Origin of the sequence: Streptosporangium amethystogenes subsp. fukuiense (assembly GCF_042665875.1) — a bacterium.
GTDB lineage: Bacteria > Actinomycetota > Actinomycetes > Streptosporangiales > Streptosporangiaceae > Streptosporangium > Streptosporangium fukuiense.
Genome location: NZ_JBHTEE010000001.1, coordinates 6109810 through 6133738 on the forward strand (window position 1 = coordinate 6109810; position 23929 = coordinate 6133738).

A 23929-nucleotide genomic window follows, 5' to 3' on the forward strand; every position below is an offset into this window, starting at 1 on the left:
CGCGGTGGAGACACCGTCCCCGCCCGGCCGGAGGCCCCGTCGCCGCTCCCCGCCCGGCGACTCAGACACCTGCCTGGTTCACGGGTGTACCGGTGAGCGACCTGCGCATGGACTGGATGGACCGTCCACGTACCTGAGCGAACTTGGCCAGTTTGGCGTCGGGATGCCTGTGCAACTCGTCAAAGATCGCGAAGACCGGATACACGTCTCCCCACGGTCGACGCTTCCACGACCTTTCCCTCGCGGCCTCGATACGCCGTTCGAGGCCCCGCAGGACGCCTTGCTGAACGCGCCGCCTGCCGGACGAGAGCAGCTCCTCGATCTCGGTCCACCGCTCTTCCAACGCGAGCCCCAGTGTCAACCCGGCGGCACACCGCTCCACCACGACCGCCTTGCCGTCGAGGCCCGCGCGCAGCGACGTCTCGGCGGGTGATCCGGTGTCCGGACGGCACATCAGGGAGCCGAGTGCGAACGCCGCCTCCAGGCCGGGGTTCATGGTGAACCGGGCCTCTCCGGGCCCGGGTGCGTGCACGGCGGTACCGCCGCCCAGCAGCGCGGACAGCGGCCCGACGATGTCGAGCACCACACCCTGCTGGATGAGGTACGCCGCGTTACGGCAGGTTCTGTGCAGCACGAGCAAGGAGTCCTCTCCGAGCAGATGCCGGACAAGCACCTCGGTCGCGGCCCTGTCCAGATGTTCGCAATGGTGGAGAGCGGAGGTGACCCAGCTTCCGGGACGGCTGCGGTAGAGCTCGACGGCTCGCTGTCCGTCTCCTTCACGCAGGCACTCCAGGACGGTCAGATGGTCGGCGACGAGCGGCCTCGGTTCGGTGGCGGGCGGGTCTCCGTCGAAGCGCGCTCGATCGATCGTGGCGCCGCCGAATTTCGCTCCCTCCAGAACCGCGCCGGTGAAATCGGAACCCGTCAGGTCCGCGAAGACGAAATCCGCCTCCCGCAGGTCGGCCCCGCGAAAGTCCGCGTCCGGCAACCTGGCGTTCCTGAACGACGCACGGGAGAGCCGGGCGTCGTGGAAGTCCACCTCCTCGCCGTGGGCCCGGTCGAACGTGGCGTCCTCAAGCCCGGCCGCCGCGAAGCGAGAGTGCGCGATGGACGCCGCCGAGAAGTCCGCGCGGGGAAGGTTCGCCCGGTCCCACCAGGTGATCGAGGCGTGCGCGTCGCCGAAGTCGGCACCCTCGCCGCTGGAATCCCCGAAATCACACTGAAAGAACGTGGCCCCGCCGAAGTCCGCCCGGTCACACCGGACGGCGACGAAGTCGCAGTCCATGAAATGAGCCCTCAAGAGGTCGGCCCCGGACAGGTTCGCCCGCGAGAGGTCCATGAAGTCCCCCGCGAGACGGGACAGACGGGCACCCGTGAGATCAAGGCCGGTCGCGGCGACATCTTCGAGCCGGGCATTCTTCCTGGCGGCCCTTTCGAGCTCCTCCCGGGTGAGCACACGACGCTCGGTCTTCATTCTTCCTCCACTCACACCCGGGCCGGCTGTTCCCGGTCATCCGGACACGGCGGCCGCCCTTTCACCACCACCCCGGAAGACGATCCTGGAGAAACCCGGTTGGAAAGCGCTTGAAAGCCACTGCGCCCCCCTGACCGGGCCCGATCAGGACGCGAAAGGGGCGTGTGGGCGAGCTCCCCACCTGAGCCGTCGGCCGGGGAACGAAGACGGCGGGAGGGCGGACAGCGCGAGGCGGCGGCACCGCGGTTCGAAGACCACGGCGCCGCCGCCGGTAATCCTGTGAGAAACAACAACTCGCACTGTATTGAGAGTCAGGATCCCGAAGAGATCTCTCCCGGATTTCCGCGCCCTCAGTTCGGGGCGGCGTTTCTCTGTGGAAAAACACGGTCCCGGTGAATACGGGATCCCATCCCTTGGCAACGCTTCCGGAGCCGCGCGAAATCACGGATCCGGCCGCGAGTGGACTCACATCCCGGATGTCCTGGGCGTCCCGGACACCTCGGCCCGCATCGCGCCCCGATCAGAGCGCGACCACGGCTGGACGACCGGAAGATCTAGTCATCGTCGTCGTCGAAGCCGCGGAGGCCGGAACCACCGCTCCTGTTGTTCAGACGGTTGACGTTGTTGTTGTGGTTGTTGATGATCACCCTGACGCGGCTGTGGCCGTGCCGGCCCCAGCCTCGTCCCCAGCCGCCACAGCCGCCGCCGCAGCCGCAGCCGCGCCCGCAGCCACCGCCCCAGGTCGGGAAGGCGGCGGCGGTGACCGCGGTGGTCGCCGCGCCGGCGCTCGTGGCGGTGGTCGCCGCACCCATACCGACAGCCCCACCGGTCAGCGCCGCACTGATCGCGAGCCCTGCGATAACACTCTTGGACTTGGGCATTTTGTTTCCCCTCGAAAGGTTCAGTTACCCTAATTTCCGGCATTTCCTAGATCAGCCGAAAATCTCCCGAGATGGCCAGATATGCACCATCACTGATTGTCATAGTTTCCTGCCATGTCTGCCTACAAACAACGATTCAAGGCTTTTACGCTATTGTTGTCTAGTTATGGCGGACATTAAACTATTATGAGTCGCTTTGGGATGGAATGTCCTTTATGCACCCCGAGGGGCCGCAATCCACGAGGACCAGGTGGGCCACCGAACCCGCGAATCCCGGTCCCGCGGCCGGGAACGGACGGACCGCTTCTCGTACCGTCGGCCAGGGCGGAGGGCGCTACGGGTCAGAGAGGACGGGGCTCGATGCCGTACTCGTGCAGCCTGGTGACCATCCAGCGGGAGAGGCGCAGATGGCCCACGAGGGTGGGGTGGACCCCGTCGGGCAGCACCGCCCCCCTGCCCCAGCCCCGGCCGTGCGGGCCGAGCGGTTCGAACGGGTCGAGGAAGGGCACCTCCAGCCGGTCGGCCGCGGTCGAGACGGCCTCCCTCACCCGGTAGGCCCACCGGGGAGCCCTCGTCATCCAGATCGGGCCGACCAGCACGATCCTGGTGTGCGGCCACCGCCGCCTGACCAGCTCCAGCAGGCGGACCGCCGCTCCCTCGATCCTGGCGGCCCCGACCCGGCGGTCGTTACGCCCGCCGGAGATGATCAGCAGGTCGGGCTCCGGACGCCAGGAGAGCTCCTTGACGAAGGACTGCTGGAAGGTCCGGCCCACCCTGCCCTGATTGACGAAGCCCGTTCCCGCGGCGCCCGCGGTGATCAGCTGCCAGCCCAGCTGCCGGGCGACCTGCGCCGCGTAGCCGTCCCATCCCCGTACCGGCCCCGACCCGACCGTGAAACTGTCACCGATGATCATGACGAGCGGTGCCCGGCTCGGGGGTGACGGAGTGGCCGAGGCGGGGAGTTCGGCACCCAGCGTCACCGGTACGGCCGTACCGCCCTCAGGGACACATCCCGAAATAAGACAGGAAATCGCTACGACAAACGCGACCGCGAACGCCCACGGTCGTCTACGTGCGGGCGTGCGCATGCCACCTCGGGGGACGTCGGACTGCCGACATGATTGTAGATGTCCGCCGGTGGCCGGACTCGGAAAGCGGAAAAGCCGGACCCGGCGGCATCACAGGTCCGGAAGCCTCCTGCCCGTTCGGCGGGAGCGGGTCAGCCGACCTGGGAGGGAGGAACGACCCAGGTGTTGCAGTAGCCGATCCGGGCGTACTTCCAGCCCTGGTGGAGCCAGGCGGCGTAGTGCTCGCCGGTGCCGTGGTCGCGCCGGGGGGCGCCGTTCTGGTCGTCGCCGCGTCCGTACTCCGCCCGCAGCACCTGCTGCCAGCGGGCGCCGGTGACGCCCAGCGGGACCCGCACGGTTCTGACGAAGGCCCCGGCGAGACACTGCGCCTGAAGCTCGTGGCGACGGGAGTGCGCGTCCTGCGCCTCCCTGGACCTGGTGGAGACCTCCCACCACCAGGCCCCGCCGATGCCCGCCATGGACTGCACGTGATGGGCGTACTCATGGGCGAGCACGGTCAGGTAGGGCACGTGGTTCCGGGCGGGGTCGACCTGACCGCTCTGCTGGATCACATGGCTCAGGCCGATGTACATGCCCCGGTTGGCCGGGCAGTAGTAGGCGGAGGCGTCGGGGTTGGGATAGACCCCGCAGGGCCCGCGCCCCGCACGGGACCAGTAGACCTTGCTCGGCTCCTGGAAGACCGCTCCGGCCTGGGAGAACTTCGCGCTCCACGCCCGGTCCAGGCAGCCGGTGACGGCGTTGAGGTAGGCGAGCATGTCGCCGGGCCGGGTCGAGGGCCGAGGAGCGCGGCAGGAGGTGGGGCGCATCAGGCCGGTGCCGTACAGCGGGTTGCGCTTGAGCCGAGCCGCGGTGTCGGAACGGCGCATGTGGCGGAGGTCGACGGCCGTGCTCCGCTCCGCGGCGGCCGGCACGATCTGGGTGTCGCCCAGCGAGCCGAGGTTCAGCTCCCGCGGCGGGGTGAAGGCCGGCGGGGTGATCTCGACCTCGCCGGTCTGCGTGGGAACGGCCTTCCCGGTCGCCACCGGGCCGGTCCCGGGACCGGCCGGACTCTCGGCCTCCTCGCCACCGGCCAGGCCCGCGATCACCACGACCCCGGCGAACACCAGGGCGAGAATGCCCAGGAAGCCAAAGGCCAGTGGGTTCGACCTCCGTGGGCGCATGCGACCGCCTCTCCAAAGAGTGGATCTCCGGGCGGCAATCTAGCGGATACATACACATATGGGTTTACGGGTGTGAAGAAATGGAGATGGGGCCGATCATCATGGCCCGGTGCTTCTCGATAGGCTCCCGACCCATGGCGGCATCTTTCTCGCACCGAGCAGCCGGAAGCCTGGCCGCGACGGCCATCCTCGCGCTGCTGGTCGGCGCCTCCCCTGCCCTCGCGACCGTTTCCGCGTCCCCCCAGGCCGCGCAGGACGGCAAGGTGACGAGTACGACGGTGCGGATGGAGCTCCGGCAGGACGGGGTGCTTCATGTCAAGGAAGAGGTCACCTTCGAAGGCGACGCGCCGTCGCGCGACCTGGTCGACCGGACCCGCTACGACAGTCGCAGCGACCGGCTCTACCAGGTCACCGACCTGAAGGGGGACGCCACCCTGACCGGCGGCACCATCACCCTGAAGGGCATGGGCAGCGCCGTCCTGGAGTACGACGTCAGGGGCAGCATCACTCCGCTCGCCGACGCCCAGGAACTGCGCTGGTACGCCGTGGGCGGCTGGTCCGTTCCGGTCGAGCAGGCCAGGGTCACCGTGAGCGGCCCGGCCGCGGTGCAGCACCTGTCGTGCTTCGCCGGCCCCCTGACCTCGGCGATCGCCTGCACCGAGGCGTCCATGGACCACACCGGTGTCGCCGCCGAGTTCGGGCAGCAGGGCCTGGGCGCCGGCGAGGTGCTCACCGTGGTCATCGGCTACCCCGCCACCGCCACCAAGGGCGCGCCGGTCCTGGCGCGCCGCTTCGAGCTGTCCAATGCCTTCACCCTCAACACCGTGACCGGCGGCGCGCTGGCCGCCCTGCTCCTCCTGATGCTCGGCGGCCTCGCCCTCCTCTACTGGACGCGAGGCCGGGACGCCCGCGTGGTCGGCCACGAGTCGGGGACGCTCAACGGTGTCGAGAACGGCCACTTCGCCCCGCCGGACGGCGTCCGCCCCGGTCAGATCGGCACCCTCATGGACGAGCAGGCCGACGTGATCGACGTGACCGCCACGATCGTCGACCTGGCCGTCCGGGGCTACCTCAGGATCGACGAGCAGCCCCGGCAGACGTACGAGACACCCGACTGGAGGCTCGTACGGCTGCCCACCGCCCCGGTCTCCGCGCTGATGGCCTACGAACTGGAGCTCTACGACGCCATCTTCGACGGCCGCGACACGGTGCTGCTCTCCGAACTCCAGGGATCGTTCGGCGCCAAGCTCGGCAAGGTCCGCGAGGCGCTCTACCGCGACGTGGTCAGGCAGGGCTGGTTCGCCCGCCGCCCCGACACCGTCCGCACCCGCTGGACGACCCTCGGCGTGCTCCTCACCGTGCTCGGCGTCCTCACCACCTTCGCGCTGGCCTGGCTCACCACGTACGGACTGCTCGGCCTGGCCCTGATCATCGCCGGTGCCGCCCTGGCGGTGGGCGGCCAGTACATGCCGGCCAAGACCGCCAAGGGCGCGGGAGCCCTCGCCCACACCCTGGGGTTCAGGGAGTACCTGTCCGGCGGCGACATCTCCGACGACGTGCCGGCGGCCCAGCGGGTGGAGCTGTTCTCCCGCTACCTGCCCTACGCCGTGATCTTCGACAGCGTCGACCGCTGGGCCCGCGTGGTCTCCTCGGTCACCGGCGACGGCCGGCAGGCCGACAACCTGTACTGGTACCACGGCCCGGCCGAGTGGGACCTGTCCAGGTTCGCCGACTCGATGCGGACCTTCACCATGACCACCTCCGGCGCGATCTCCACCACCCGCCAGTTCCGCTCCCTGTGACCTCGCCGGCGGGGTGCCGGGGAGAGCCGCGCGGGGCACTACCGCACGCGGATCTCCCCGACCGGGCGCCCGCCGCCGAGCAGCACCCCGGTGGCCAGCTCGTCGAGCTCGGGGCCCTCGAAGCCGAGCGCCCGCAGGGCCGCGACGGTGACCGGAACCCGGGCACGCTGGCCACCATCCTCGATCTTGACGGTCCCGGAACGCCCGTCGTCGAAGGCGAAGGCGTCGAACGCCTCCGCGCCGATCTTGACCATCAACCCGGGAATCGCCCGCATCAGCCGGGCCTCGGGGCGGGTGGTGCCCGACGTCCATTCGGGGTGGGCCCGGAAGTCGTCCGCGATCCGGCGCTCCGGGGTGCCCGGCTCGGCCAGGACCAGTGCGCGGAACGCCCGGGTCACACCCAGCATCGAGACGAAGAACAGCGGGGCGCCGCAGCCGTCCACCCCGCCGGCCGCGACACGCTCGCCGGTCAACTCCTCGACCGTGGCGCGGATCGCCCGCTGCAGCGGATGGGTCTGGTCGAGGTAGGTCTCCACCGGCCAGCCGTTGACCACGCAGGTGGCGAGCATCGCCGCGTGCTTGCCCGAGCAGTTCATGTAGACCCTGGCCCGGCTTCCTCCGGAGCGCAGCACCTCCTCCCGGGAGGCGACGTGCTCGGGCAGGTCCTCCGGGCAGCCCAGCGCGCTCTCGTCCAGCCCGGCCCCGGCCAGGATCTCGCGTACCCCGTCCACGTGGAACGGTTCACCCGCGTGGCTCGCGCACGCCAGCGCGAGCAGCTCCCCCTCCAGGGGGAGCCCGGCGCGGACCATGGCGAGCGCCTGCAGGGGCTTCATCGACGAGCGCGGCGAGGCCGGCGCGTCCACCACCCCGTGCACCCTCACCAGGGAGCCGTCGGCGGCGACGGCGAGCATCCGCGCCCGATGGGTGGACTCCACGAACCCCGAGCGGACGACCTCGACGAACAATGACTCAGCAGACACCTTTGTCTCCTTTCGCCCAGAGTCTAGGGAGGTCGGGAGGCACGGGATGATGGGAGGCATGCGTGCGGTCGTGCAGCGGGTGAGTTCCGCGTCAGTGGTGGTGGACGGCGTGACGGTCGGAGCGATCGACGAGCCGGGACTGCTGGTCCTGGTCGGCGTGACCCATACCGACACCCCCGAACAGGCGGCCAGGCTCGCCGCCAAGCTCTGGGGCCTGCGGATCCTCTCCGGTGAGAAGTCCTGCTCCGACATCGGCGCGCCCCTGCTGGTGGTCAGCCAGTTCACCCTGTACGGCGACACCCGCAAGGGGCGCCGCCCCACCTGGCAGGCCGCCGCGCCGGGCCCGGTCGCCGAGCCGCTGGTCGAGACGGTCTGCGCGGAGCTGCGCGGGCTGGGCGCCCACGTGGAGACCGGGGTCTTCGGCGCCGACATGAAGGTCGGGTTGACCAACGACGGCCCGATCACCCTGGTCCTGGACGTCTGACCCCGGGGCCGGCCGGACTCCCCGGCGAGACCGGAAGCCGGCGCCCGGGAAGACCGCCCGGGCCCCGGTGAGCCGATGACGCCGTGCCGTCAGCGGATGCGGCGGCGCAGGGCAGGGTCGATCTGGACGTTGCGCCCGGCGTCCGGCGGCACGATGACCTCCTGGGACGCGGCCACCCCGCCGGCCTCCAGGGTGGCGTCCACCGGCACCGTCCGCTTGACCACGGCCAGCGCGATCGGGCCCAGCTCGTGGTGGCGCGCGGCGCTGCCGACGGAGCCGACCTCAGCGCCGTCGTACGTCACGGGGGCACCGTGCTTCGGCAGGGTGTCGACGCTGCCGTCCAGGTGCAGGAAGACCAGGCGGCGCGGAGGGTGGCCCAGGTTGTGGACGCGGGCCACGGTCTCCTGTCCCTTGTAGCAGCCCTTGCTGAGGTGCAGGGCCGTGCCGATCCAGCCCACCTCGTGCGGGATCGTCTTGTGGTCGGTCTCGAAACCCAGCCGGGGACGGTGCTCCTCGATCCGCAGCGCCTCGTACGCCCAGAGCCCGGCGAGCCTCAGCCCGAGCCCCCGCGCCAGTTCCGCGCGCGGGAGCAGGATGTCACGCCCCACCACGACGGCCCCCTCGGGCAGATCGGGCGGCGTCTCCCCCAGCACGGAGACCACGGCGTAGCGATCCGTCACGTCGGTGACCTCGACCCTCAGCATGAACCGCATCTTGTCGAGGAACCCGGCCAGCTCCGCACCGGTGCCCGGCTCGACATGCGCCCAGACGGCCGCGCCGTCGTCGACGAGGACGAGGTGGTGCTCCACCCTGCCCTGGGCGTCCAGCAGCAGCGTCTCGGTGGGCCGACCGGGTTTCAGGTCGTCGAGTTTCTGTGAGCTGAGGCTGTTGAGCCAGCTCAGACGGTCGGGCCCGGAGATCCGGACGACCTCGCGGTTGCTCCGGTCGACCATCGCCTCTCCGGCGAGCAGCGCGCGCTGCTCGGCGAACGGGTCGCCGTAGTGTCCGGCGACATCGGCGTCGGGGGCCTCGGCCGCGACCGCGCCGGGGGTGTCCAGCAGAGGGCTTCGCATGTACACAGCCTACGAGGCCGCACCGAGCGGGGCGGTGGCGGCTCCGCCACCGCCCCGGGGCGGAATTCCGGAGGCGTCCACGGAATCCGGGGGCCGCGGGATTCAGGAACGCCCGCGGATCGGGGCGGCCCAGGGGCGAAGCGCCTCCGGAGGATCAACGGGCGCGCCTACCCCGGCGGTGAGGCCGACTCATGCCGACCGGCACGATCCGGGCGCGGGCCAGGCCGGGCCACGCGGTTATCCTGTGGATCCGCTCCTCCCCCTCCCCGTACAGTCGCCGGAACGCGGCGTCGTCATCGGGAGCGGATCATGCGAGTGCACTATCCCCGCACCCCTCACCTGCCCTGGTCTCCCGGGGCCGCCTCGGACGACGTACACGCCGACGGCCTGTCGGGGCTGGCCGGCCGGGAGGTCGTCGTCACCGAGAAGCTCGACGGGGAGAACACCACCGTGTACTCCGACGGGGTGCACGCCCGTTCGCTGGACTCGGCGCACCATCCGTCCCGCGCGTGGGTCAAGGCCCTGCATGGCAGGATCGCCCGGTTCCTCCCACCGGGCCGACGGATATGCGGTGAGAACCTCTACGCCCGGCACTCGATCGAGTACCGGGACCTGGAGAGCTGGTTCTACGCCTTCTCCGTCTGGGACGGTGACCACTGCCTCGACTGGGACAGCACGGTGCGCCTGACCCGGCGGCTGGGGATCCCGGTTCCGCCGGTGCTGTGGCGCGGCACCTTCGACGAGCGGGCGCTACGGGCCCTGCGCCTGGACACGGCGCGGCGGGAAGGGTACGTCGTACGAACGACCGCCGGATTCCACCGGGAGGCATTCGCCCACCGCATCGCCAAATGGGTGCGTCCACGACATGTCCGGACGACCGGGCACTGGATGCTCGCGCCTGTCGTCGAGAACGGCCTGGGACCGGCCGCCGCACTGTGGGAGGTGCGCTCGGGGGCCGATCCGGACGTGCCGGCGCTCATCGCGGCGACGGGGATGAGCGCCGGTGACCCGGCGGGACCTGGGGCGGGCTCCCCGGAAGCGGCACGACGGTCGGCCACGGCGACCGGTGCCCCGGCGGGGCCCGTGATTCCGGCGGCCGCCGAGCCCGTCGAGGCGGCCGTGGCCGACGTCTCCGCCAGGCTCGACCTGCTCGGCCGGACGGGGGACGCCCGGCTGGCGGGCGTCCTGGCCACCCTGTTCCACGGCACGCGCCGGGCCTGGCTGGCGTCCGCCCTGGTGGCCCCCCTCGGCATGCCCCTGGCCCGGCGGGTCGCCGACCTGGCCGAGCTGAGCACCCGCCTGCACCGCCCCTTCCCCGACGAGGAGCGCAGGACAGGTCTGGTACGGCTGACGGCCGCGGCGGATCTTGGGGTCCTGCACGCGGTCGCCGCCGCGCCCCTGACCGGGCGCGCCGACGATGAGGCCGCCGAGGCGCGCGAGCAGGTCGGCTGGTCCGAGCTCCACGCCGACGAGGCCGGGCTGCTCGGCGAGGCGCCGCTGGAGCCGCTGCGCCTGGGCCTGCGTCAGGCGCTCGGCGGGTGCGATCCCGACGTGGCGGACCGGTGCTGGGCCGAGACGCGGGAGTCCTACGCGCTGGGCCGGATCACCACGGCCGAGGGGGGCCTGGCGGTGAGCGGGCGCTGGCGGTCCGGCCGGTTTCCCCGGCTCGTCGTGATGGTCGGCCCGTCGGGCAGCGGGAAGAGCACGTTCGCCCGCGGCCTCCCGGGCGCCGGGGCCGTCGTCGCGCTCGACGACCTGCGCCAGGCCCGGGGGTCCCGGTCCGACCAGCGGGCCAACCCGGCGATCCTCCGCGAGGGTCTGCACCGGCTCGACGCGCTCCTGGCCGGCGGCGGAACCGTCGTGTGGGACGCCACGGCCCTGAACCGGCACCAGCGCTCCCTGGTGCGCACCGTGGCCCGCGGGCGCGACGCGCTGACGACGCAGGCGGTCATGCTGGTCCCCGGCGACGTGCTGGCCCGGCGTAACGTGGGCAGGGCGCACCCGGTGCCGCCGGAGGTGCTCTCCGCCCAGCTTCACCGCTTCTCCCCGCCCTATCCGGGAGAGGCACACCGCACCTGGTACATCGGGCCGGAGGGGAACGTCCTCGACGTCGCCGGAGCCCTCGACGGCGATGAGGAATGATCATGCGTACGAGTGAGGAGATCTTCCACCGGATCCACTGGGATCCGCGGTTCGACCCGGCGCGGTTCGTCCTGGGCATCAGGGTGCGCGGGGCCTCGCCCAAGCGCGTGCCACTGCCCGCGTTCGTGCCGGGAGGCGACATCCCGTGGCACCGGATCCTGTTCGTCGAGGCCGACGGCGAGAGGGTCTGGGACCGGTCGGCGGGCCTGGACCGCATCGACTCGTCGCAGGCCGGCCGGGTACGGGATCCGCGCAGGCTCCGGGCGCCGTTCTTCGCGGCCAGGACGCCGTTCGGGTGGGATCCGGTCGCGGGCTGGCGTCCCGCGCCCCCCGTGCCGGCCGGGGCCGCGCCCACGACGGCGCACCTGCGCGTGCTGACCTGGAACACCCTGTGGGATCGCTACGACAGCGACCGGCTGGACACCGCGCGGCGCCGGCCGCTGCTGCTGGAGGAGCTGGGGCGGGCCGACGCGGACGTCATCGCGCTGCAGGAGGTCGAGGCGGAGCTGCTCGGCATGCTGCTGCGGACCCCGTGGATCCGCTCCGGTTACACGCTGAGCACCGACCCGGCCGGCCAGGACGTCGACGAGGCCGGCCTCCTCCTGCTGACCCGCCTGCCCGTTCGAGAGGTGGGCCTGCACGTCCTCGGCCCGCACAAGGCCGTCGTGGCCGTCACGGTGGAGTCCGCCGCCGGGCCGGTCGTGGTGGCCGCCACGCATCTGACCAGCGACCACACCGACGACGGCCCCGCCCGGCGCGAGGCCGAACTCGCCCGGCTCGCCGAGGCGCTGCTCGGTGTGGACGGGGATGTGATCCTGCTGGGCGATCTCAACGACGGCGGGGGCCGGCCCGCCGAGGTGCTGGGCCTGCGAGACGCCTGGACCGAGGTCCACGGCCCCGATGACGCGACCGCCACCTTCGATCCGCGGGTCAATCCGCTGGCGGCCCTCTCCTCGCTCTCCGGCCGCGCCTCCCGGCTCGACCGCGTCCTGCTGCGCGGTCACGACCTGCGCGTCACGACCGCGGCCGTACGGGGTGACGTTCCGACACCGGACGGCCTGTTCGCGTCGGACCACTACGCCGTCGCCGCCGACGTCGCCATCGGCGAGCACGATGCCCTCGGCGTCTCCGGCGTCCTCGACGCGCGCCCGACGGCACGGACCGCGCTGGCCTGGATCCCGCCGCGGGAACTCTGGCCGGCGATCCAGGAGATCCGCCGGAAGCACGATCCGCAGATCCACAGGTGGCCACCGCACGTCACGGTGATGTTCGGTTTCGTACCGGAGGCCGACTTCGAGGAGGCGGCCCCTCTCCTGGCCGCCGCCGCGGCCGCGATCCCCCCGTTCACCGCCCGGTTGGAGGGCGTGCACGCCTTCTCCCACCGTGACGGCTCCACGGTCTGGCTCGACCCGGCCGCGGGCGGAGCCGAACCGTGGGCCGCGCTGCGCGGCGCGCTGGAGCGCGGATTCCCCCGCTGCCGGGGCCGCTCGGAGGGCTACACCCCGCACCTGACCCTGGGAAGGGTCCGGGATCCCGAACGGCTCGTCGCCGACTGCGCGGCACGGCTGGGCGGCGGGTCGGTGCGGGTCGGCGAGCTGGTCCTGCTGTCACGCCGGGGTGCGGAGCCCATGCGGCCCCGGGCGACCGTCGCTCTCGGAACGGGCGAGGTGCGCTGGCTCGACCGTGAGACACCCGCGCCCGACGCCCCGCCGGCCCCGGCGCGCACCCCCGGGGACGCCCCGGGGTCGGGGAAGGACAGCCCCCGCGCGCAGGACGGCTCCAAGATACGGGAGCGTCACGGCGACGCCGTGACGCGGGAGGTCGTGGCGCGGCTGCGGGTCTCGTTGGCCGAGGGGGTCGTGCACGTCACCGGGTCGCGACGCCTGGACTGCGCCCTGGCCGACGCGGACCTGGACCTGGTGGTGGCGCTGCCCGCGGCGGTCGCCCCCGCGGGCGTCGAGGCACGGGTGCGGGCGGCACTGCCGGAGGCGACCGGGCTGCGGAGGGTGACCGGCGCCAGGGTGCCCGGCCTCCGGTTGCGGATCGACGGACTGGACGTCGATCTGGCCGTCGTGGCGGTGACGGGCGTCCTCCCCGCCGAGGCGGTGTCGCGCCGTACGGAGCTGGACGAGGCCTCGGCGATCGCGTTGAGCGCGGTCAGCGACGCCGACGCCGTGCTCGCCGCGGTCGGCGCGAACCGCGCCGCCTTCGCCGGGCTGGCCCGGGAGGTGAAGGCATGGGCGAGGGCGCGCGGGCTGGACTCGGCCCCGTTCGGCGGGTTGCCGGGCCTGGCCTGGACCATCCTCGCGGCGCGGACGGTGTGCGAATCCGGGGATCTTCCTCCCGGCGACCTGCTCCGGCACTTCTTCGGTACCTGGGCCGCGTGGGACTGGCGCCGGCCGGTCGGCCTGTGGCCGGAGGCACCGGGCGGGCCGCCGGGCGGAGGGTCCGGCGCGGCCGTGTCGGTCACGACCCCCACGCCCCCCGTCCGCCTGTGCAGTGAACAGGTCGGCGCCGGCGGGCGGGATCTGCTGGCACAGGAGCTCTACACCGCCTGGGAGATCGTGGAGGAGGCGGCGCGGACCGGCCGGAGCCCCCGGGAGGAGTTGCTGTCGGCGCCGCCGTCGCACCGGCGGCACGCCGCGTGGGCGGTGGTGACCGTGAGGGACGAGCGGGCCGAGAGGTTCGCCGTGACACTGGGCCGCGTCCGGGGCCGGGTGCGTGCGCTGCTCACCTCCCTGGAACGCGCGGGGGTACGGGACGCGCACGCCTGGCCCAGGCCGTTCGAGGCCGGGCCGGGAACGGCCCGGTTCGCGATCGGGCTCGGCCGCACGCCGCCGGACGCGGCCACGCTGGCCGAGACGACCGCTCCGTGGGCGGCGGGCCTGCGCGGAGTCGACGTCGAGTGGGTGGCGGGCGGCGAGGTGCCGACGCTCCGCTGATCACACCCCGATCCGGGTTCCCGCCGCTAGCGGCAGTTCCGGCAGCGGCCGAAGACCGTCAGGTGGTGCACGTCGGTGACGAACCCGAGCTTCTGGTCGAGGTTGCCGACGAAGCTCTCCACCAGGTCCGGACTGACCTCGCTGATCTCCCCGCAGCCGCGGCAGACCAGGTGCACGTGATCGGCCTCGGAGGTCAGGTGGTAGGTGGGGGCACCGTGCCCGAGATGGGAGTGGGTGACCATGCCGAGCTCCTCAAGGAGCTCAAGGGTCCGGTAGACGGTCGAGATGTTCACTCCGCGAGCGGTCTCCCGCACCCGGTTGCAGATCTCCTCCGGGGTGGCGTGCTCGCAGGCCTTGACCGCCTCAAGCACCAGCTGGCGTTGCGGAGTGACCCGGTAACCACGGGCCCGCAGTTCCTCATGCCACGACGTCTCGGTCATGTCCAGAGTCTAAGAGCAGTCGTCATGCCGGTGAACGCCCTCCGCCACGGGACAGGTACGCCGGACGGCCCCGGAGGCCGGGACACCGTTTCGGCTTCCGAGAGGCTGGTCCAGGTCCTGGAGCCGCCGCGCGGCCTTCTCCACCCGCTCCGTCATCGACTGGTCGAAGGATTCCCGCAACCCCCGCAGCCCGTCCCAGAACCGCGCGCGATCGGTCAGGTCTCCCGGTGCCGGCGAGCCGAGCGCTTCACCGACCAGTTCTCGCTTGCCCGCCCCCCGCTCCCACCAGGCCGTGTCGGGCCTGGTCAGGGGATCGGCTTTGGGGCCGGAGCCTCAGCTCGGCGGGACGGAGAATATTCGTTTGCCTCGGCGGCGTGAGATTTCATAACGTACAGGCACGCCGAAAGGAGGTGGTCCGAACAATGGTTGATCATAGTTGGGCTAGCGAGGTGGCTGTCCGCTAAAGGGCAGGGTCGGACCTGGGGTTATCCTCCTTGTCGCAGGTCATTCGGTTTACTCGCACCCCGGAAATATCTGGACATATCTGGCTGTCTACGGGCCTTGTGTTCCCATCTTGTTCCCATCGGGAGCCCTTTCTCCGCGCCCCTCGCCACGAGTCTCAGTGCGCCCCCAGATGCTCCTAGCCCTCAGCGTGCGAACCGATCTACGATTCACGTGGGTTGATTGATCCCCCTGAGGGTTGATCAAAAAGCGAGCCCCCGGCGGGATGGCCGGGGGCTCGCTCTGCGAAGGGGGCGTATCAGCTGAACTCGCCCAGCTTCACGCCTCCTAGGAATGCGCTCCACTCGCTAGGCGTGAAGTACAGGACGGGTCCGCTGGGGTCCTTGCTGTCGCGGACCGCGCGCCCGCCGCCCCGGGTGGGGGCGACCTCAACGCAGTTGCCGGAGTTGTCGCTGAGGGTGCTCTTGACGAACGCCCCCTCAATGACGGGGTTTTCGTGGGTTGATTTCATGATCCTCGCCCTACTTGAGTTGATCGGCCAGTTCGGCCATATATCTCACAGACTCCTCAACAGGCAGCGCTTCGGCTACTACCTGCCTGTAGATGACGTCGTAATGCTCGACCTCCTCTCGGTCGTCTTGGTACACAGGGTTCGTGGGCGTCTCCATGTATACGAGAGATGGGTACTGCTCCGTGGCGAAATTGAAGATCGTAAACGGCGCAACCATCGCAGCGTGCGCGCCCGCCTTGTCAGGGAACACCTGGATGTTAACCGCGGGCCGACGCGCTACCTCGACGAGGTGGCGCAGCTGCTCGCGCATCACCTCGGGGCCGCCGACCAGCTTCCTCAAGGCGGCTTCGTCGATGACTGCCCACAAGACAGGCGGGCTGTCGCGCCAGAGGATCTTCTGGCGGGCCATGCGTCCTTCGACGTGACGCCGTACGCCTTCGTCGTCGAGCACGCGGCCGGCACGGAACACCGCTTCTGCGTAGGCGGGCGTCTGGAGCAGGCCGGGGACGAGCACCGTCTCGATGCCCTGTATCTGCGTCGCGCCCGCTTCCAGGTCTGGGAGCAGCCCCTTGAAGACGTCGGCGTAGGCGGTCCACCAGCCGCGCTCGCGAGATGCGCGGGCGAGCGCCAGGATCGCCTCGCGTTCGCGGTCGTCGGTGACGCCGTACATGGTGAGCAGATCGGAGACGTCACGCAAGGCGGGGCGCTTGGACTTGGCGTTTTCCAGCCGGGAGACCTTCGAAGGATCCCACCCTTGCTGCTTGGCGACCTTGGTTGAGTCCATGCCTGCGGCTTCCCGCAGGCGCTTGAGCTCAGCGGCCAGGACGAACCTCTGAATGGTGGGGCTGTACGTCGTCATGACACCTCTTCTCACCGCGCACGGAACTTCCGCTTCGAACAGAAACCCGGCGATTCCGTCTATATGAAGCTGTAGATATGAAGTTATCACTTGCAACTTGGTGGCGCAGCTAGGAGTATTGCAGCCAACACCCGCTACCGGGAGTGAGGCAATGATGACGCCTGCTCAGGACTTGGCCCAGGTGGTCAAAGGAATCGAAGCAGACTTCCCCGGCTGGAACGTCTTCCGTTCCGACAAGGGCCGTTGGTGGGCATGGGACAGCCACGTCACCCACCAGCAGGTCCTGGGGGGCTGCTCAGCCACCGTAGATGGAGACACCCCGGGCGATCTCCGCTCCGAGTTGCTCAAGCAGAAGTGCAAGCGGATCGAGCTCGTCACCTCGCCATTGATGGTCACGTCGTGATGCGTCTACTCTTCCGGCCACCCATCCCGGGGCAGCACATAGGTGCCTCGGCCCGGGATTGCGCGCACGTAGCCCTCATCGGCCAGGCGCGTGGTGACCTTCAGCGCGGTGCCTCGCGAGACCTCGAACTCTTGCACCAGGTGCACCAGGCTGGGGATCGGGTGGCGTTCTTTGTAAACGCCGCCCCGTATGCGCCTCACAAGTTCGCCGTACATCTGCTCCCAGCGAGTCTCGTAGTCGGCGAACACGAAGTGGATCATGAAGCGAAGGTAGACCGTCACTGTCTTCCATGCCTTGTCAGGGAAGGCCATGACAGTCTGTGGACTGTCATGGACCACCATGGACCGATGTGTGACATGCCACTGTCGCACCCCAAGGCCGGCGGCCCCCACTCGCGCCCTACCGCGCGCGACACCCAGTGGGGGCCGCCCCTCCTCTCGGCGGTGACCTCATGACCGCCGACACCGAGGTAACCGCCCTCGACCGGCTCGCCGCGAAGTTCCCCGACTGGCGGATCTGGCGCAGCGACCGCGGCCACTGGTACGCCACCCGCCGCACACCGGTCACCGAGGCGCAGGGCCGCGCTAGGTGCAACCGCATGGTGGACGCCAGCAACTCCGACGCCCTGGACGAGCTCCTGACCGAGCAGCAGGAGCGGGCAGCGAGGGCAGGCCCGTTGTGACAGCACCCCCTCCCGGACCGCACTTCCGCCCCTTCGTCTGCCAGAAGTGCGGGTTGCCGCTGGAGCGGATGTGGTCCCTGTACATCGGCTACTTCTGGGGCACCCGGGAAGGCGATCTCGGCCCGGGACAGTGCAAGCGGAACGTGTCTATGGGCGTCGCCTACGGCCCGCACACCCCGCCTTCCTGATCTACCGGCCGCCCTTGCCAGAGGGTGGTGGCGGCCGGTGCACAACCCCTCCAAGGGCAGCGCGCCTGCCCCTGGGAGGGCGGTGGTCTCGCGCGGAGGGGCGCGAGGCCACCCACACGCCCCCGGCACACGCCGGGGCTGGGGTTCCCGCCCCCGTCTTCCCCGATCAGGGGCGGGAACCCTCCACTACCCACCCACCCGAGGAGAGCGCGTGACCGTCTTCCGGCCTGGCGACATTGTCGCCTCACAGAAGATCCAGCATCTGTGGTTCGTGCACGGCCACCCCAGCATCGAACTGCTGCTCACGAACGCCGCAGGACTGTGCGTCTCCATCCCGGATGCCACACGCCTCTACGGGAATCTGTCGCTGCACTGCCGCCCCTCCGATCACCGGCCCGTCACCCCGGCGCCGCCAGCCCGGCCGGGAGAGCAGCGATGAACGCCCCAGAGATCGAGCACGGGGTCCGGTGGACACCCGGACCCGACCGACACCCCACCGTGACCCCCAACCTCGACAGCCCCGCCGCGGCCCGAGCCCAAGCCCGCCGGACACGAGCCCTGCAACAGGTATTCGGCAACGCCACTGACGCCGTCGTCGTCTACCGGCTTCCCGACGGCGCCTGGGTCACCCGCCGCTGGCGCCGCCAACTGCCTGCGGGACGCCTCGTGTGGCGTGCCGACCGTGACCCGCTCGGCCTCCCCCGGCGAGCGGACCGGAAAGTGCAGCGGCTCCTCGACAAACTCCGGAACCCCCCGACCACCCCCTGAACGCAGAAGACCCCGCCAGCGCGCCAACGCCAGCGGGGCTTCTACAAGGCCCGAGCCCCACTCAACCTGGAGCCCGAACGATGAACGACCGTAACGCCACGACTACCCCCGCGTCACCCGCGAGTCCGGACCCGGCCAGTCTCCCTCTCCTGCACAGCCGCACCCTCCGGCCCGCCGCCCAGCGTCCGAGCGGGGAGCAGCCCTCCGGCTGGCCCGACAGCATCCCCGGCGCCTCCTGCCGCGACATCTACCAGCAGCAGGTGCGGAAGGGCGGCCGGTGATGGAGTTCCACGTCATCCTGACGCTCGCCCAGTCCGCGGAGGACGGCGGGAACTACGCCACGATCAACCGGATCGTCAAGGCGAACCCGGGCAACACCCGCAAGGGGCTGCTGAACTGGGCATTCCAGAAGGCCCCCGAAGGGTTCGAGGGCGCCAACATCGTGTTCTTCTCCGCCGAGCCCAACGTCCTGCCCTCCTCGGAGTCGGAGGTGGGCGCATGATGCCCCGGCGCCTGCTGCGGAGCCGTGCTGAGCGCGCCGCGGACAAGGCCGCCGCCGAGCAGCTGGCCGCCCGCGCCAGCATCGAAGCACAGCGCGCCCGCGACCAGCGCGACCTGGAGCACCTCGAAGCTGAGCAGGAGAAGCTCAAGGTCCGCGCCCAGCTCACCGCCGAGCAAGGCCGCCTGGCCGAGCAGGAAACCGAGAAGCGCAAGACCAAGCGGCGCCACTTCCGCAGCCGCGTCAGCCGCGCTGTGGTGCTGGCCGGCGCGAACGTCGCGGTCAACGTCCTCGCCGTCGTCGGCCAAGTCCTCGCCCTGCACCTCGGCCTCGACTGGGAGTGGTGGGCCGCGGTACCGATCGCACTGGCCACCGAATCCCTGGCCATCAACATCGGCTTCTACGCCCACGACAAGCTCGTCAAGGGCGACTCCGCGTGGGGGCTGAGGATCTTCTCCTACGCGATCGGCGCCGTGGTCGGCTGGATCAACTACAGCCACAACCAAGGCCACCCCTCCACCGATGACCTAGCCGTCGTGTTCGGCGGGGCTTCGGTCCTGTCGCCGGTGCTGTGGCAGATCTACTCGGCGTGGAAGCACCGCGAGCAACTGCGCGAGCAAGGGCTGTTGGAAGCGCGGGCACCGAAGTTCGGCAAGCTGCGGTGGATCATCCCGAGCCTGCGATCCGAGACCTGGGAGGCGTTCAAGTACGGCGTCGCCGAGGGCGTGCAGTCCCCGGAGGCGGCGTTGGCGGTTGTCCGGGCGAGGAACGCGGCGGGGAACGCGGCGGACACGATCCGGGACGCCGAGCGGGCACTGATCGGGGTGCAGTCGGACGCGCTGAAGCTGACCCTGACCCACCTAGCGGCGGTCTACCACGACCTCGACGGAGAGGACCCGAAGGGAACCGAAGCGCGGCAGAACATCGCTCGGTTCATAGCCCGCTTCACCCCGCTCATTCCGCCACTCGGCCCAGGCCAGTGGTCCCCGGAACCGGCCACTGAAGGGCACGAAACGGGAACGGAAGCGGGAACGCCGAAGGAAACAAAGAAGCCCTCTGAGCAGGACAATGACCACGCCCGCGACTTCGTCAGGGAGTCCATCAGGCGTCGCAAGGTCGTTCCCACCGCGCTCGCCGTTGGCGATGAGTTCGGGTTCTCCAAGAGCTGGGGTTACGACCGCGTTCGGGAAACGAAAGAGGAACTCTCTGCGAAGGGTTGGACCTTCCCTGATGAAGGTCCTCCTGTTTCCCCTGCCGTTTCCCGGCGGGTTCTCGCTGAGTCGTCCAGCAGGGGAACAACGCGAGCCACCGCGAAGGTGAACGGGAGCCCGCGGTGACCACCGAGCAGCCGGTCGAGTCACCCGAGGTGGCCGTCTTGGAGCCGGAGCCTGACCTGTGGCAGCCGGTCGCGCAGTCTGCCCCCGCCGCGCAGCCCGAGCAGCCCGCCCGAGTGCCGGGTGAGGCCGGTACCCCGGCCGGGCAGCTCGCCGTCGGCGCCGCCTCCGTCCTCACACTGGGCGGCGTCGGCCTGTACCAGACGGTCGGCGTCCTCGGCCTCGTCGCCGGAGGCGCCACCGCGGCAGCCGGAGCGGGCGGGTACGGCTACTACCGGTGGAGGCAGGCACACCCGCGCAAGAGGCGCGACCGGTCGACGAGCTCGACCTCGGCCAACCGCACCAGCGGCAAGGACCTGTTCGGCACGTCGAGGTCTGGTCGCCGGGCGATGTTCTCCGCCCCCGGCCGGCCGAGCGGCTCGGCGGCGGACCGCTCTACGGCGGGCGGTCGCCGCGCTGCCCGTACCCCGTCGCTGACCGGTTCCCTCAGCAGCCAGGCGAGGAAGCGGATGACGTTCCCCGCCGGCCAGACCTCGACGCGCGGGGCCAGAGTGCGCACCCCGGCGCAGACCGCCGCTCATGCTGCTACGGCCCCGCTACGAGCAGCCCGCCGGGCGAGCCACGCCGCCGGGCAGCGCCTTGCCCAGGCCGGGCGGGCGACCCGCGCCTACGCCTCCCCCCGCCTGGCCCGCGCCCGCACCGCGTCCCGGCTGCTCGACGAGCGCACCGGCTACCTGGCCAGCCGGGCAGGCAAACGCATCGCCCAAGCAGCCCGGTCGCTGGACCAGCGCGCCGGAGGCCGTCTAAGCCGCGCCTGCCGAGCCGCCCGGCCGCAACGCATCCGCAGCCTCTGGCAGACCCTGCGCCGGCTGGACCGTGACCTCACCAGCGAGGTGGGCGGCCGAGCGCATCCTCACGTCAGCGCGGCGTGGCGGCGCATCCGCGGGTTGGTCGAGCGCTTCGGCCTACTCAAGCCCCACCCTGTCACCCCCGAGCAGCCCGCTTCTCAACCCGCTCCCCAGCCCACACCGGATGCTTCCGAGCAGCCGCCCCCCATCCGCACCTTCCCGATGCGCGCCCCTCACCGGCCCTCTCCAAGGAGGAACTTCCTCATGTCCAATGGCTCCCCGCTGATCGCCGTGTCCGCCGACATGATCGGCTCGGTCTCCCGCTACCTGCCCCAGGACATGTGGGCTGTGTCGCGCGACCTCGACCACCTCCACCAGGTCCCCGAAAACGTCGCCATGGCGCTGCGCACCTACACCACCAACCTCGGCGCCGCCTACCCGATCGACACCAGGGTGACGCAGATGATGGGCGAGTTCTACGCCTCCATCGCCCGAACCTCCGCCATGGCCCAGCAGATCTCCAACGGCTTCCGGAAGATCCACGCCGACGACATCAGGCGCCGGGAAACGCCGCGCGCCGGCGAGCACTTCTGGAATGTCTGACCAGCTCAACCTGTATGAACGGAGGACCATGGTCGCGACGAAGACCAAGCCGCCCGCGGACTGGTCGCTGACCCATGGGCCGATCGGAGGCGCGGTCAACGGGTTCCTCGCCCTGGCCGCGCTCGGCGCCGCCGCCCACGCCGTCGATATCGACGCGTGGCTGCCCGCCGCAGGCACCGCGGTATCAGCGGTCGGGTCAATCCTGCACAGCCTCGACCGGGGCGCGCACACGCCGACGCTGCTGTACCGGCTGTGCTGCGCGCTGAGCGCCGGATCCTGGCTGACCTACACCGCGGCGACCACACCGTGGACGTCAGGCGCGTTCTACGCGCTCGGATTGGGAGCCCTGGCCGCCGGCGTCCTGGCCCCCTGGTTCCGCATCAAGGAACCCGCCACCGGCGCAGGCCGAACGGTGCGGGCGGCGGTCGTGCCGCGGCGGGTCGCGCAGGTCGCCGCCGACTGGGAGCAGCGCATCCTCGCCGTCACCCGAGTACGGGTGGAGATCACCGACGTGCGCACCTGGGACAGCAAGGCCGGCTACACGCTGACCGGGCTGCTGCCGTTGGACGGCACCACCCGCCAGATCCTCGCCGGCGCCTCCGACCAGCTCGCCGCCGCCGCCCGCCTGCCTGATGGGTGCGGCGTCGAGGTGGCCAAGGGCCCACACCGCGGATCGTTCGTCATGCACGTGATGACGGTCAACCGGCTCACCGAAGACGTCGACTGGCACGGAGACCTGTCGGCCCGCGATATCCACGACCCGGCGTGGCTGGGTGAGCACCGCGACTCCAGCCCCATGACGGTGCCGCTGCGGGAGGAGTCAGTCATCCTGATCGGCCAGAAAGGGTCAGGGAAGACGACCCTGCTGCATGGCCTCATCTGGGAGAGCGCCCGCTGCTTCAACGGCCTGACCGCCGTCATCGACGTCAACGGCGGCAGCCTGGCCCAACCGTGGCTGCACCCGTGGCTCGAAGGCGAAACCGCCCGGCCGGCGATCGACTGGGTTGCCGCGGACCTCGACGAGGCGCTGGAGATGACACGGATCCTGGTCGAAATGGCCATCGACCGCAAAACGTCGTACCGGCACCTGAAAGTCCAGCACAACCTGTCGTTGCTGCCCTTGTCGGCTGACCTGCCGTCCTACCAGCTGCTCGTCGACGAGGGCGGCGAGCTCATGTCGACCACCAGCCGCGACCCGATCAAGAACGAGATCCGCGACAACATCGAGGAGTTGCTGCGCATCGGCCGCGACGCCGGGTTCAACACCATCATCAGCGCGCTACGCGCCGTGCAGGACATGGTGTCGCCTGATGTGGTCAAGCAGTCGAAGGTGAAGATCGGCATGTACTGCGACGACGAAGCCGAGCTCGCCTACCTGTTCGGCTGGAACAAGGGAGCTGACCCCGACGAGTTGGCCGGCCCTGGCACGGGCTTCTACCGCGTCCCCGGTTCGACGGTCCGCCCGTTCAAGGGCGGCAACCTCCGGCACGGGGACATCGCCCGCGCCGCGGTGACGATCGCCAACAACCGGCCGGACTTGGACGCGGCCGGTATCGCGGTCGGCGGGGACTTCTACCGGGACCGGTTGCAGCGGATGCGCGAGACGTTCAGTGGTAAGGCGCAGGTGGCGTTGCCCACGCAGCGGCCCCGCGCGCCACAGCCCCCCGCGCCCGCTGAGCAGCCCACTCCGCCCGCCCGGGCGGGCGGCCCGCAGTTGACGGTCCTGCGCGGTGGGGCAGCGTCCTGGCCGGACCCGTCCGAGATCGCCGCCGCCGCCGCGGCCGGGCCGGTGTTCGCCGGAGACTACGACCTAGGCACCGGGCAGGGCGAGACGCTGACCGCCGAACAGGTGCACGACGCGGCGCCAGTTCCCGAGCTCCTCATCCAGGCGCTGGACGTGATCGGCGAGGACCGGCGCATTCACTCCGTGGCGCTGGCTCGCGCGCTACGCCTGGAGCAGGCCGAGCTCGCCGACCTGCTGGGCGCACTGGGTGTGCGGACGCTGCCGAACCCGTTCGAACGAGGCGGTGAGCGGCTCCGCGGCTACGAACGCCAGCACCTCCAGGATGCGGCCGAGGCGATCCGCCGCGGCGAGCTCCAGGTGCCGCCCGAGGTCGCTGATTGGCCGGCGGCGTGACCCTCACGCCCCTCACGTGGCACCCCCACGTGAGGGTCCCACACCCCCACACGTGACCTGTGACACCCTCACACCCCTCCGAGCTGCGAATACGCGGCGGCGTGGGGGTGTGAGGGTCCCCCAGATACCCCCCTCTCAAGAGGCTTGAGGGCCACCAGACCCCCACGCC

24 protein-coding genes are annotated in these 23929 nt (G+C 70.9%); 14 read left to right on the forward strand and 10 right to left on the reverse strand.

The genetic code is table 11. The features are described from left to right. Positions 1-61 precede the first annotated feature (61 nt). The 4 genes from ACFQVD_RS26160 to ACFQVD_RS26175 all read right to left on the reverse strand — a co-directional run bounded on the left by ACFQVD_RS26160 (position 62) and on the right by ACFQVD_RS26175 (position 4603). A complete protein-coding gene (locus ACFQVD_RS26160; RefSeq protein ID WP_343968533.1) occupies positions 62-1474 on the reverse strand; it encodes a pentapeptide repeat-containing protein in 1413 nt (470 codons plus the stop codon). 554 nt (positions 1475-2028) lie between these two features. Next, the gene (locus ACFQVD_RS26165) at positions 2029-2355 is read right to left on the reverse strand and encodes a hypothetical protein (protein ID WP_343968535.1); all 327 of its coding nucleotides are present in this window, start codon (positions 2353-2355) and stop codon (positions 2029-2031) included. Positions 2356-2696: 341 nt separating this feature from the next. Beyond that, the gene (locus ACFQVD_RS26170; protein ID WP_343968537.1) at positions 2697-3335 is read right to left on the reverse strand and encodes an SGNH/GDSL hydrolase family protein; all 639 of its coding nucleotides are present in this window, start codon (positions 3333-3335) and stop codon (positions 2697-2699) included. A 239-nt stretch (positions 3336-3574) separates the two neighbouring features. After that, positions 3575-4603 (reverse strand): neutral zinc metallopeptidase, encoded by a 1029-nt coding sequence (locus ACFQVD_RS26175; RefSeq protein WP_343968539.1) that lies wholly within the window; start codon positions 4601-4603, stop codon positions 3575-3577. 134 nt (positions 4604-4737) lie between these two features. On the opposite strand from ACFQVD_RS26175, the gene ACFQVD_RS26180 reads away from it, so the two are divergent. Further along, complete coding sequence (locus ACFQVD_RS26180) at positions 4738-6405, forward strand: DUF2207 domain-containing protein (RefSeq protein WP_343968541.1); 1668 nt, start codon at positions 4738-4740, stop codon at positions 6403-6405. A 38-nt stretch (positions 6406-6443) separates the two neighbouring features. On the opposite strand, the gene ACFQVD_RS26185 is transcribed toward ACFQVD_RS26180, so the two are convergent. Next, positions 6444-7385 (reverse strand): asparaginase, encoded by a 942-nt coding sequence (locus ACFQVD_RS26185; protein WP_343968543.1) that lies wholly within the window; start codon positions 7383-7385, stop codon positions 6444-6446. Between the two features lie 58 nt (positions 7386-7443). Here ACFQVD_RS26185 and dtd point away from each other — a divergent pair, with 58 nt between their 5' ends. Continuing rightward, the gene (gene dtd, locus ACFQVD_RS26190; protein ID WP_343968545.1) at positions 7444-7869 is read left to right on the forward strand and encodes a D-aminoacyl-tRNA deacylase; all 426 of its coding nucleotides are present in this window, start codon (positions 7444-7446) and stop codon (positions 7867-7869) included. 89 nt (positions 7870-7958) lie between these two features. Here the strand turns inward: dtd and ygfZ are convergent, their stop codons facing one another. Next, positions 7959-8942 carry a CAF17-like 4Fe-4S cluster assembly/insertion protein YgfZ gene (ygfZ, locus tag ACFQVD_RS26195; RefSeq protein ID WP_343968547.1) on the reverse strand — a complete coding sequence of 328 codons (984 nt, stop codon included), beginning with the start codon at positions 8940-8942 and terminating at the stop codon, positions 7959-7961. Positions 8943-9251: 309 nt separating this feature from the next. Here ygfZ and ACFQVD_RS26200 point away from each other — a divergent pair, with 309 nt between their 5' ends. Together ACFQVD_RS26200 and ACFQVD_RS26205 are read left to right on the forward strand one after the other, a co-directional pair. After that, positions 9252-11084, forward strand: coding sequence for an RNA ligase family protein (locus tag ACFQVD_RS26200; RefSeq protein WP_364146816.1), 1833 nt, complete (start codon positions 9252-9254; stop codon positions 11082-11084). Between the two features lie 2 nt (positions 11085-11086). After that, positions 11087-14026: a poly(A) polymerase gene (locus ACFQVD_RS26205; RefSeq protein ID WP_343982198.1), complete on the forward strand. Its 2940-nt coding sequence runs from the start codon at positions 11087-11089 to the stop codon at positions 14024-14026. A gap of 26 nt (positions 14027-14052) precedes the next feature. Here ACFQVD_RS26205 and ACFQVD_RS26210 read toward each other — a convergent pair whose 3' ends face one another. The 3 genes from ACFQVD_RS26210 to ACFQVD_RS26220 all read right to left on the reverse strand — a co-directional run bounded on the left by ACFQVD_RS26210 (position 14053) and on the right by ACFQVD_RS26220 (position 16298). Next, the gene (locus tag ACFQVD_RS26210) at positions 14053-14466 is read right to left on the reverse strand and encodes a Fur family transcriptional regulator (protein WP_343982195.1); all 414 of its coding nucleotides are present in this window, start codon (positions 14464-14466) and stop codon (positions 14053-14055) included. Positions 14467-15226: 760 nt separating this feature from the next. Then, positions 15227-15439: a DUF397 domain-containing protein gene (locus tag ACFQVD_RS26215; RefSeq protein ID WP_343982192.1), complete on the reverse strand. Its 213-nt coding sequence runs from the start codon at positions 15437-15439 to the stop codon at positions 15227-15229. A gap of 10 nt (positions 15440-15449) precedes the next feature. Beyond that, on the reverse strand, positions 15450-16298 hold the full coding sequence (locus ACFQVD_RS26220; protein WP_343982189.1) for a helix-turn-helix domain-containing protein: 849 nt from the start codon (positions 16296-16298) through the stop codon (positions 15450-15452). A 151-nt stretch (positions 16299-16449) separates the two neighbouring features. Here ACFQVD_RS26220 and ACFQVD_RS26225 point away from each other — a divergent pair, with 151 nt between their 5' ends. Further along, positions 16450-16701 carry a hypothetical protein gene (locus ACFQVD_RS26225; RefSeq protein ID WP_343982186.1) on the forward strand — a complete coding sequence of 84 codons (252 nt, stop codon included), beginning with the start codon at positions 16450-16452 and terminating at the stop codon, positions 16699-16701. Positions 16702-16706: 5 nt separating this feature from the next. On the opposite strand, the gene ACFQVD_RS26230 is transcribed toward ACFQVD_RS26225, so the two are convergent. Beyond that, positions 16707-16961: a winged helix-turn-helix domain-containing protein gene (locus ACFQVD_RS26230; RefSeq protein ID WP_386368679.1), complete on the reverse strand. Its 255-nt coding sequence runs from the start codon at positions 16959-16961 to the stop codon at positions 16707-16709. 191 nt (positions 16962-17152) lie between these two features. Here ACFQVD_RS26230 and ACFQVD_RS26235 point away from each other — a divergent pair, with 191 nt between their 5' ends. The 9 genes from ACFQVD_RS26235 (at position 17153) to ACFQVD_RS26275 (ending at position 23760) form a co-directional block, all read left to right on the forward strand. Then, positions 17153-17383, forward strand: coding sequence for a hypothetical protein (locus ACFQVD_RS26235; RefSeq protein WP_343982181.1), 231 nt, complete (start codon positions 17153-17155; stop codon positions 17381-17383). Further along, positions 17380-17571, forward strand: a complete 192-nt coding sequence (locus ACFQVD_RS26240) for a hypothetical protein (protein ID WP_343982178.1) — start codon at positions 17380-17382, stop codon at positions 17569-17571. Before ACFQVD_RS26235 ends, ACFQVD_RS26240 begins: the two co-directional genes overlap by 4 nt. A 211-nt stretch (positions 17572-17782) precedes the next feature. Then, positions 17783-18010: a hypothetical protein gene (locus ACFQVD_RS26245; RefSeq protein ID WP_343982175.1), complete on the forward strand. Its 228-nt coding sequence runs from the start codon at positions 17783-17785 to the stop codon at positions 18008-18010. Further along, positions 18007-18339 (forward strand): hypothetical protein, encoded by a 333-nt coding sequence (locus ACFQVD_RS26250; RefSeq protein ID WP_343982173.1) that lies wholly within the window; start codon positions 18007-18009, stop codon positions 18337-18339. The genes ACFQVD_RS26245 and ACFQVD_RS26250 overlap by 4 nt, the downstream gene beginning before the upstream one ends. An 80-nt stretch (positions 18340-18419) precedes the next feature. After that, positions 18420-18620 (forward strand): hypothetical protein, encoded by a 201-nt coding sequence (locus tag ACFQVD_RS26255; RefSeq protein WP_343982170.1) that lies wholly within the window; start codon positions 18420-18422, stop codon positions 18618-18620. Then, positions 18620-18841, forward strand: a complete 222-nt coding sequence (locus tag ACFQVD_RS26260; protein ID WP_343982167.1) for a hypothetical protein — start codon at positions 18620-18622, stop codon at positions 18839-18841. Before ACFQVD_RS26255 ends, ACFQVD_RS26260 begins: the two co-directional genes overlap by 1 nt. Further along, the gene (locus tag ACFQVD_RS26265; protein ID WP_343982164.1) at positions 18838-20175 is read left to right on the forward strand and encodes a DUF2637 domain-containing protein; all 1338 of its coding nucleotides are present in this window, start codon (positions 18838-18840) and stop codon (positions 20173-20175) included. The genes ACFQVD_RS26260 and ACFQVD_RS26265 overlap by 4 nt, the downstream gene beginning before the upstream one ends. After that, positions 20172-21623, forward strand: coding sequence for a hypothetical protein (locus ACFQVD_RS26270; RefSeq protein ID WP_343982161.1), 1452 nt, complete (start codon positions 20172-20174; stop codon positions 21621-21623). Before ACFQVD_RS26265 ends, ACFQVD_RS26270 begins: the two co-directional genes overlap by 4 nt. Before the next feature lie 28 nt (positions 21624-21651). Continuing rightward, the gene (locus ACFQVD_RS26275) at positions 21652-23760 is read left to right on the forward strand and encodes a hypothetical protein (protein WP_343982158.1); all 2109 of its coding nucleotides are present in this window, start codon (positions 21652-21654) and stop codon (positions 23758-23760) included. The last annotated feature ends 169 nt before the right edge of the window (positions 23761-23929 follow it).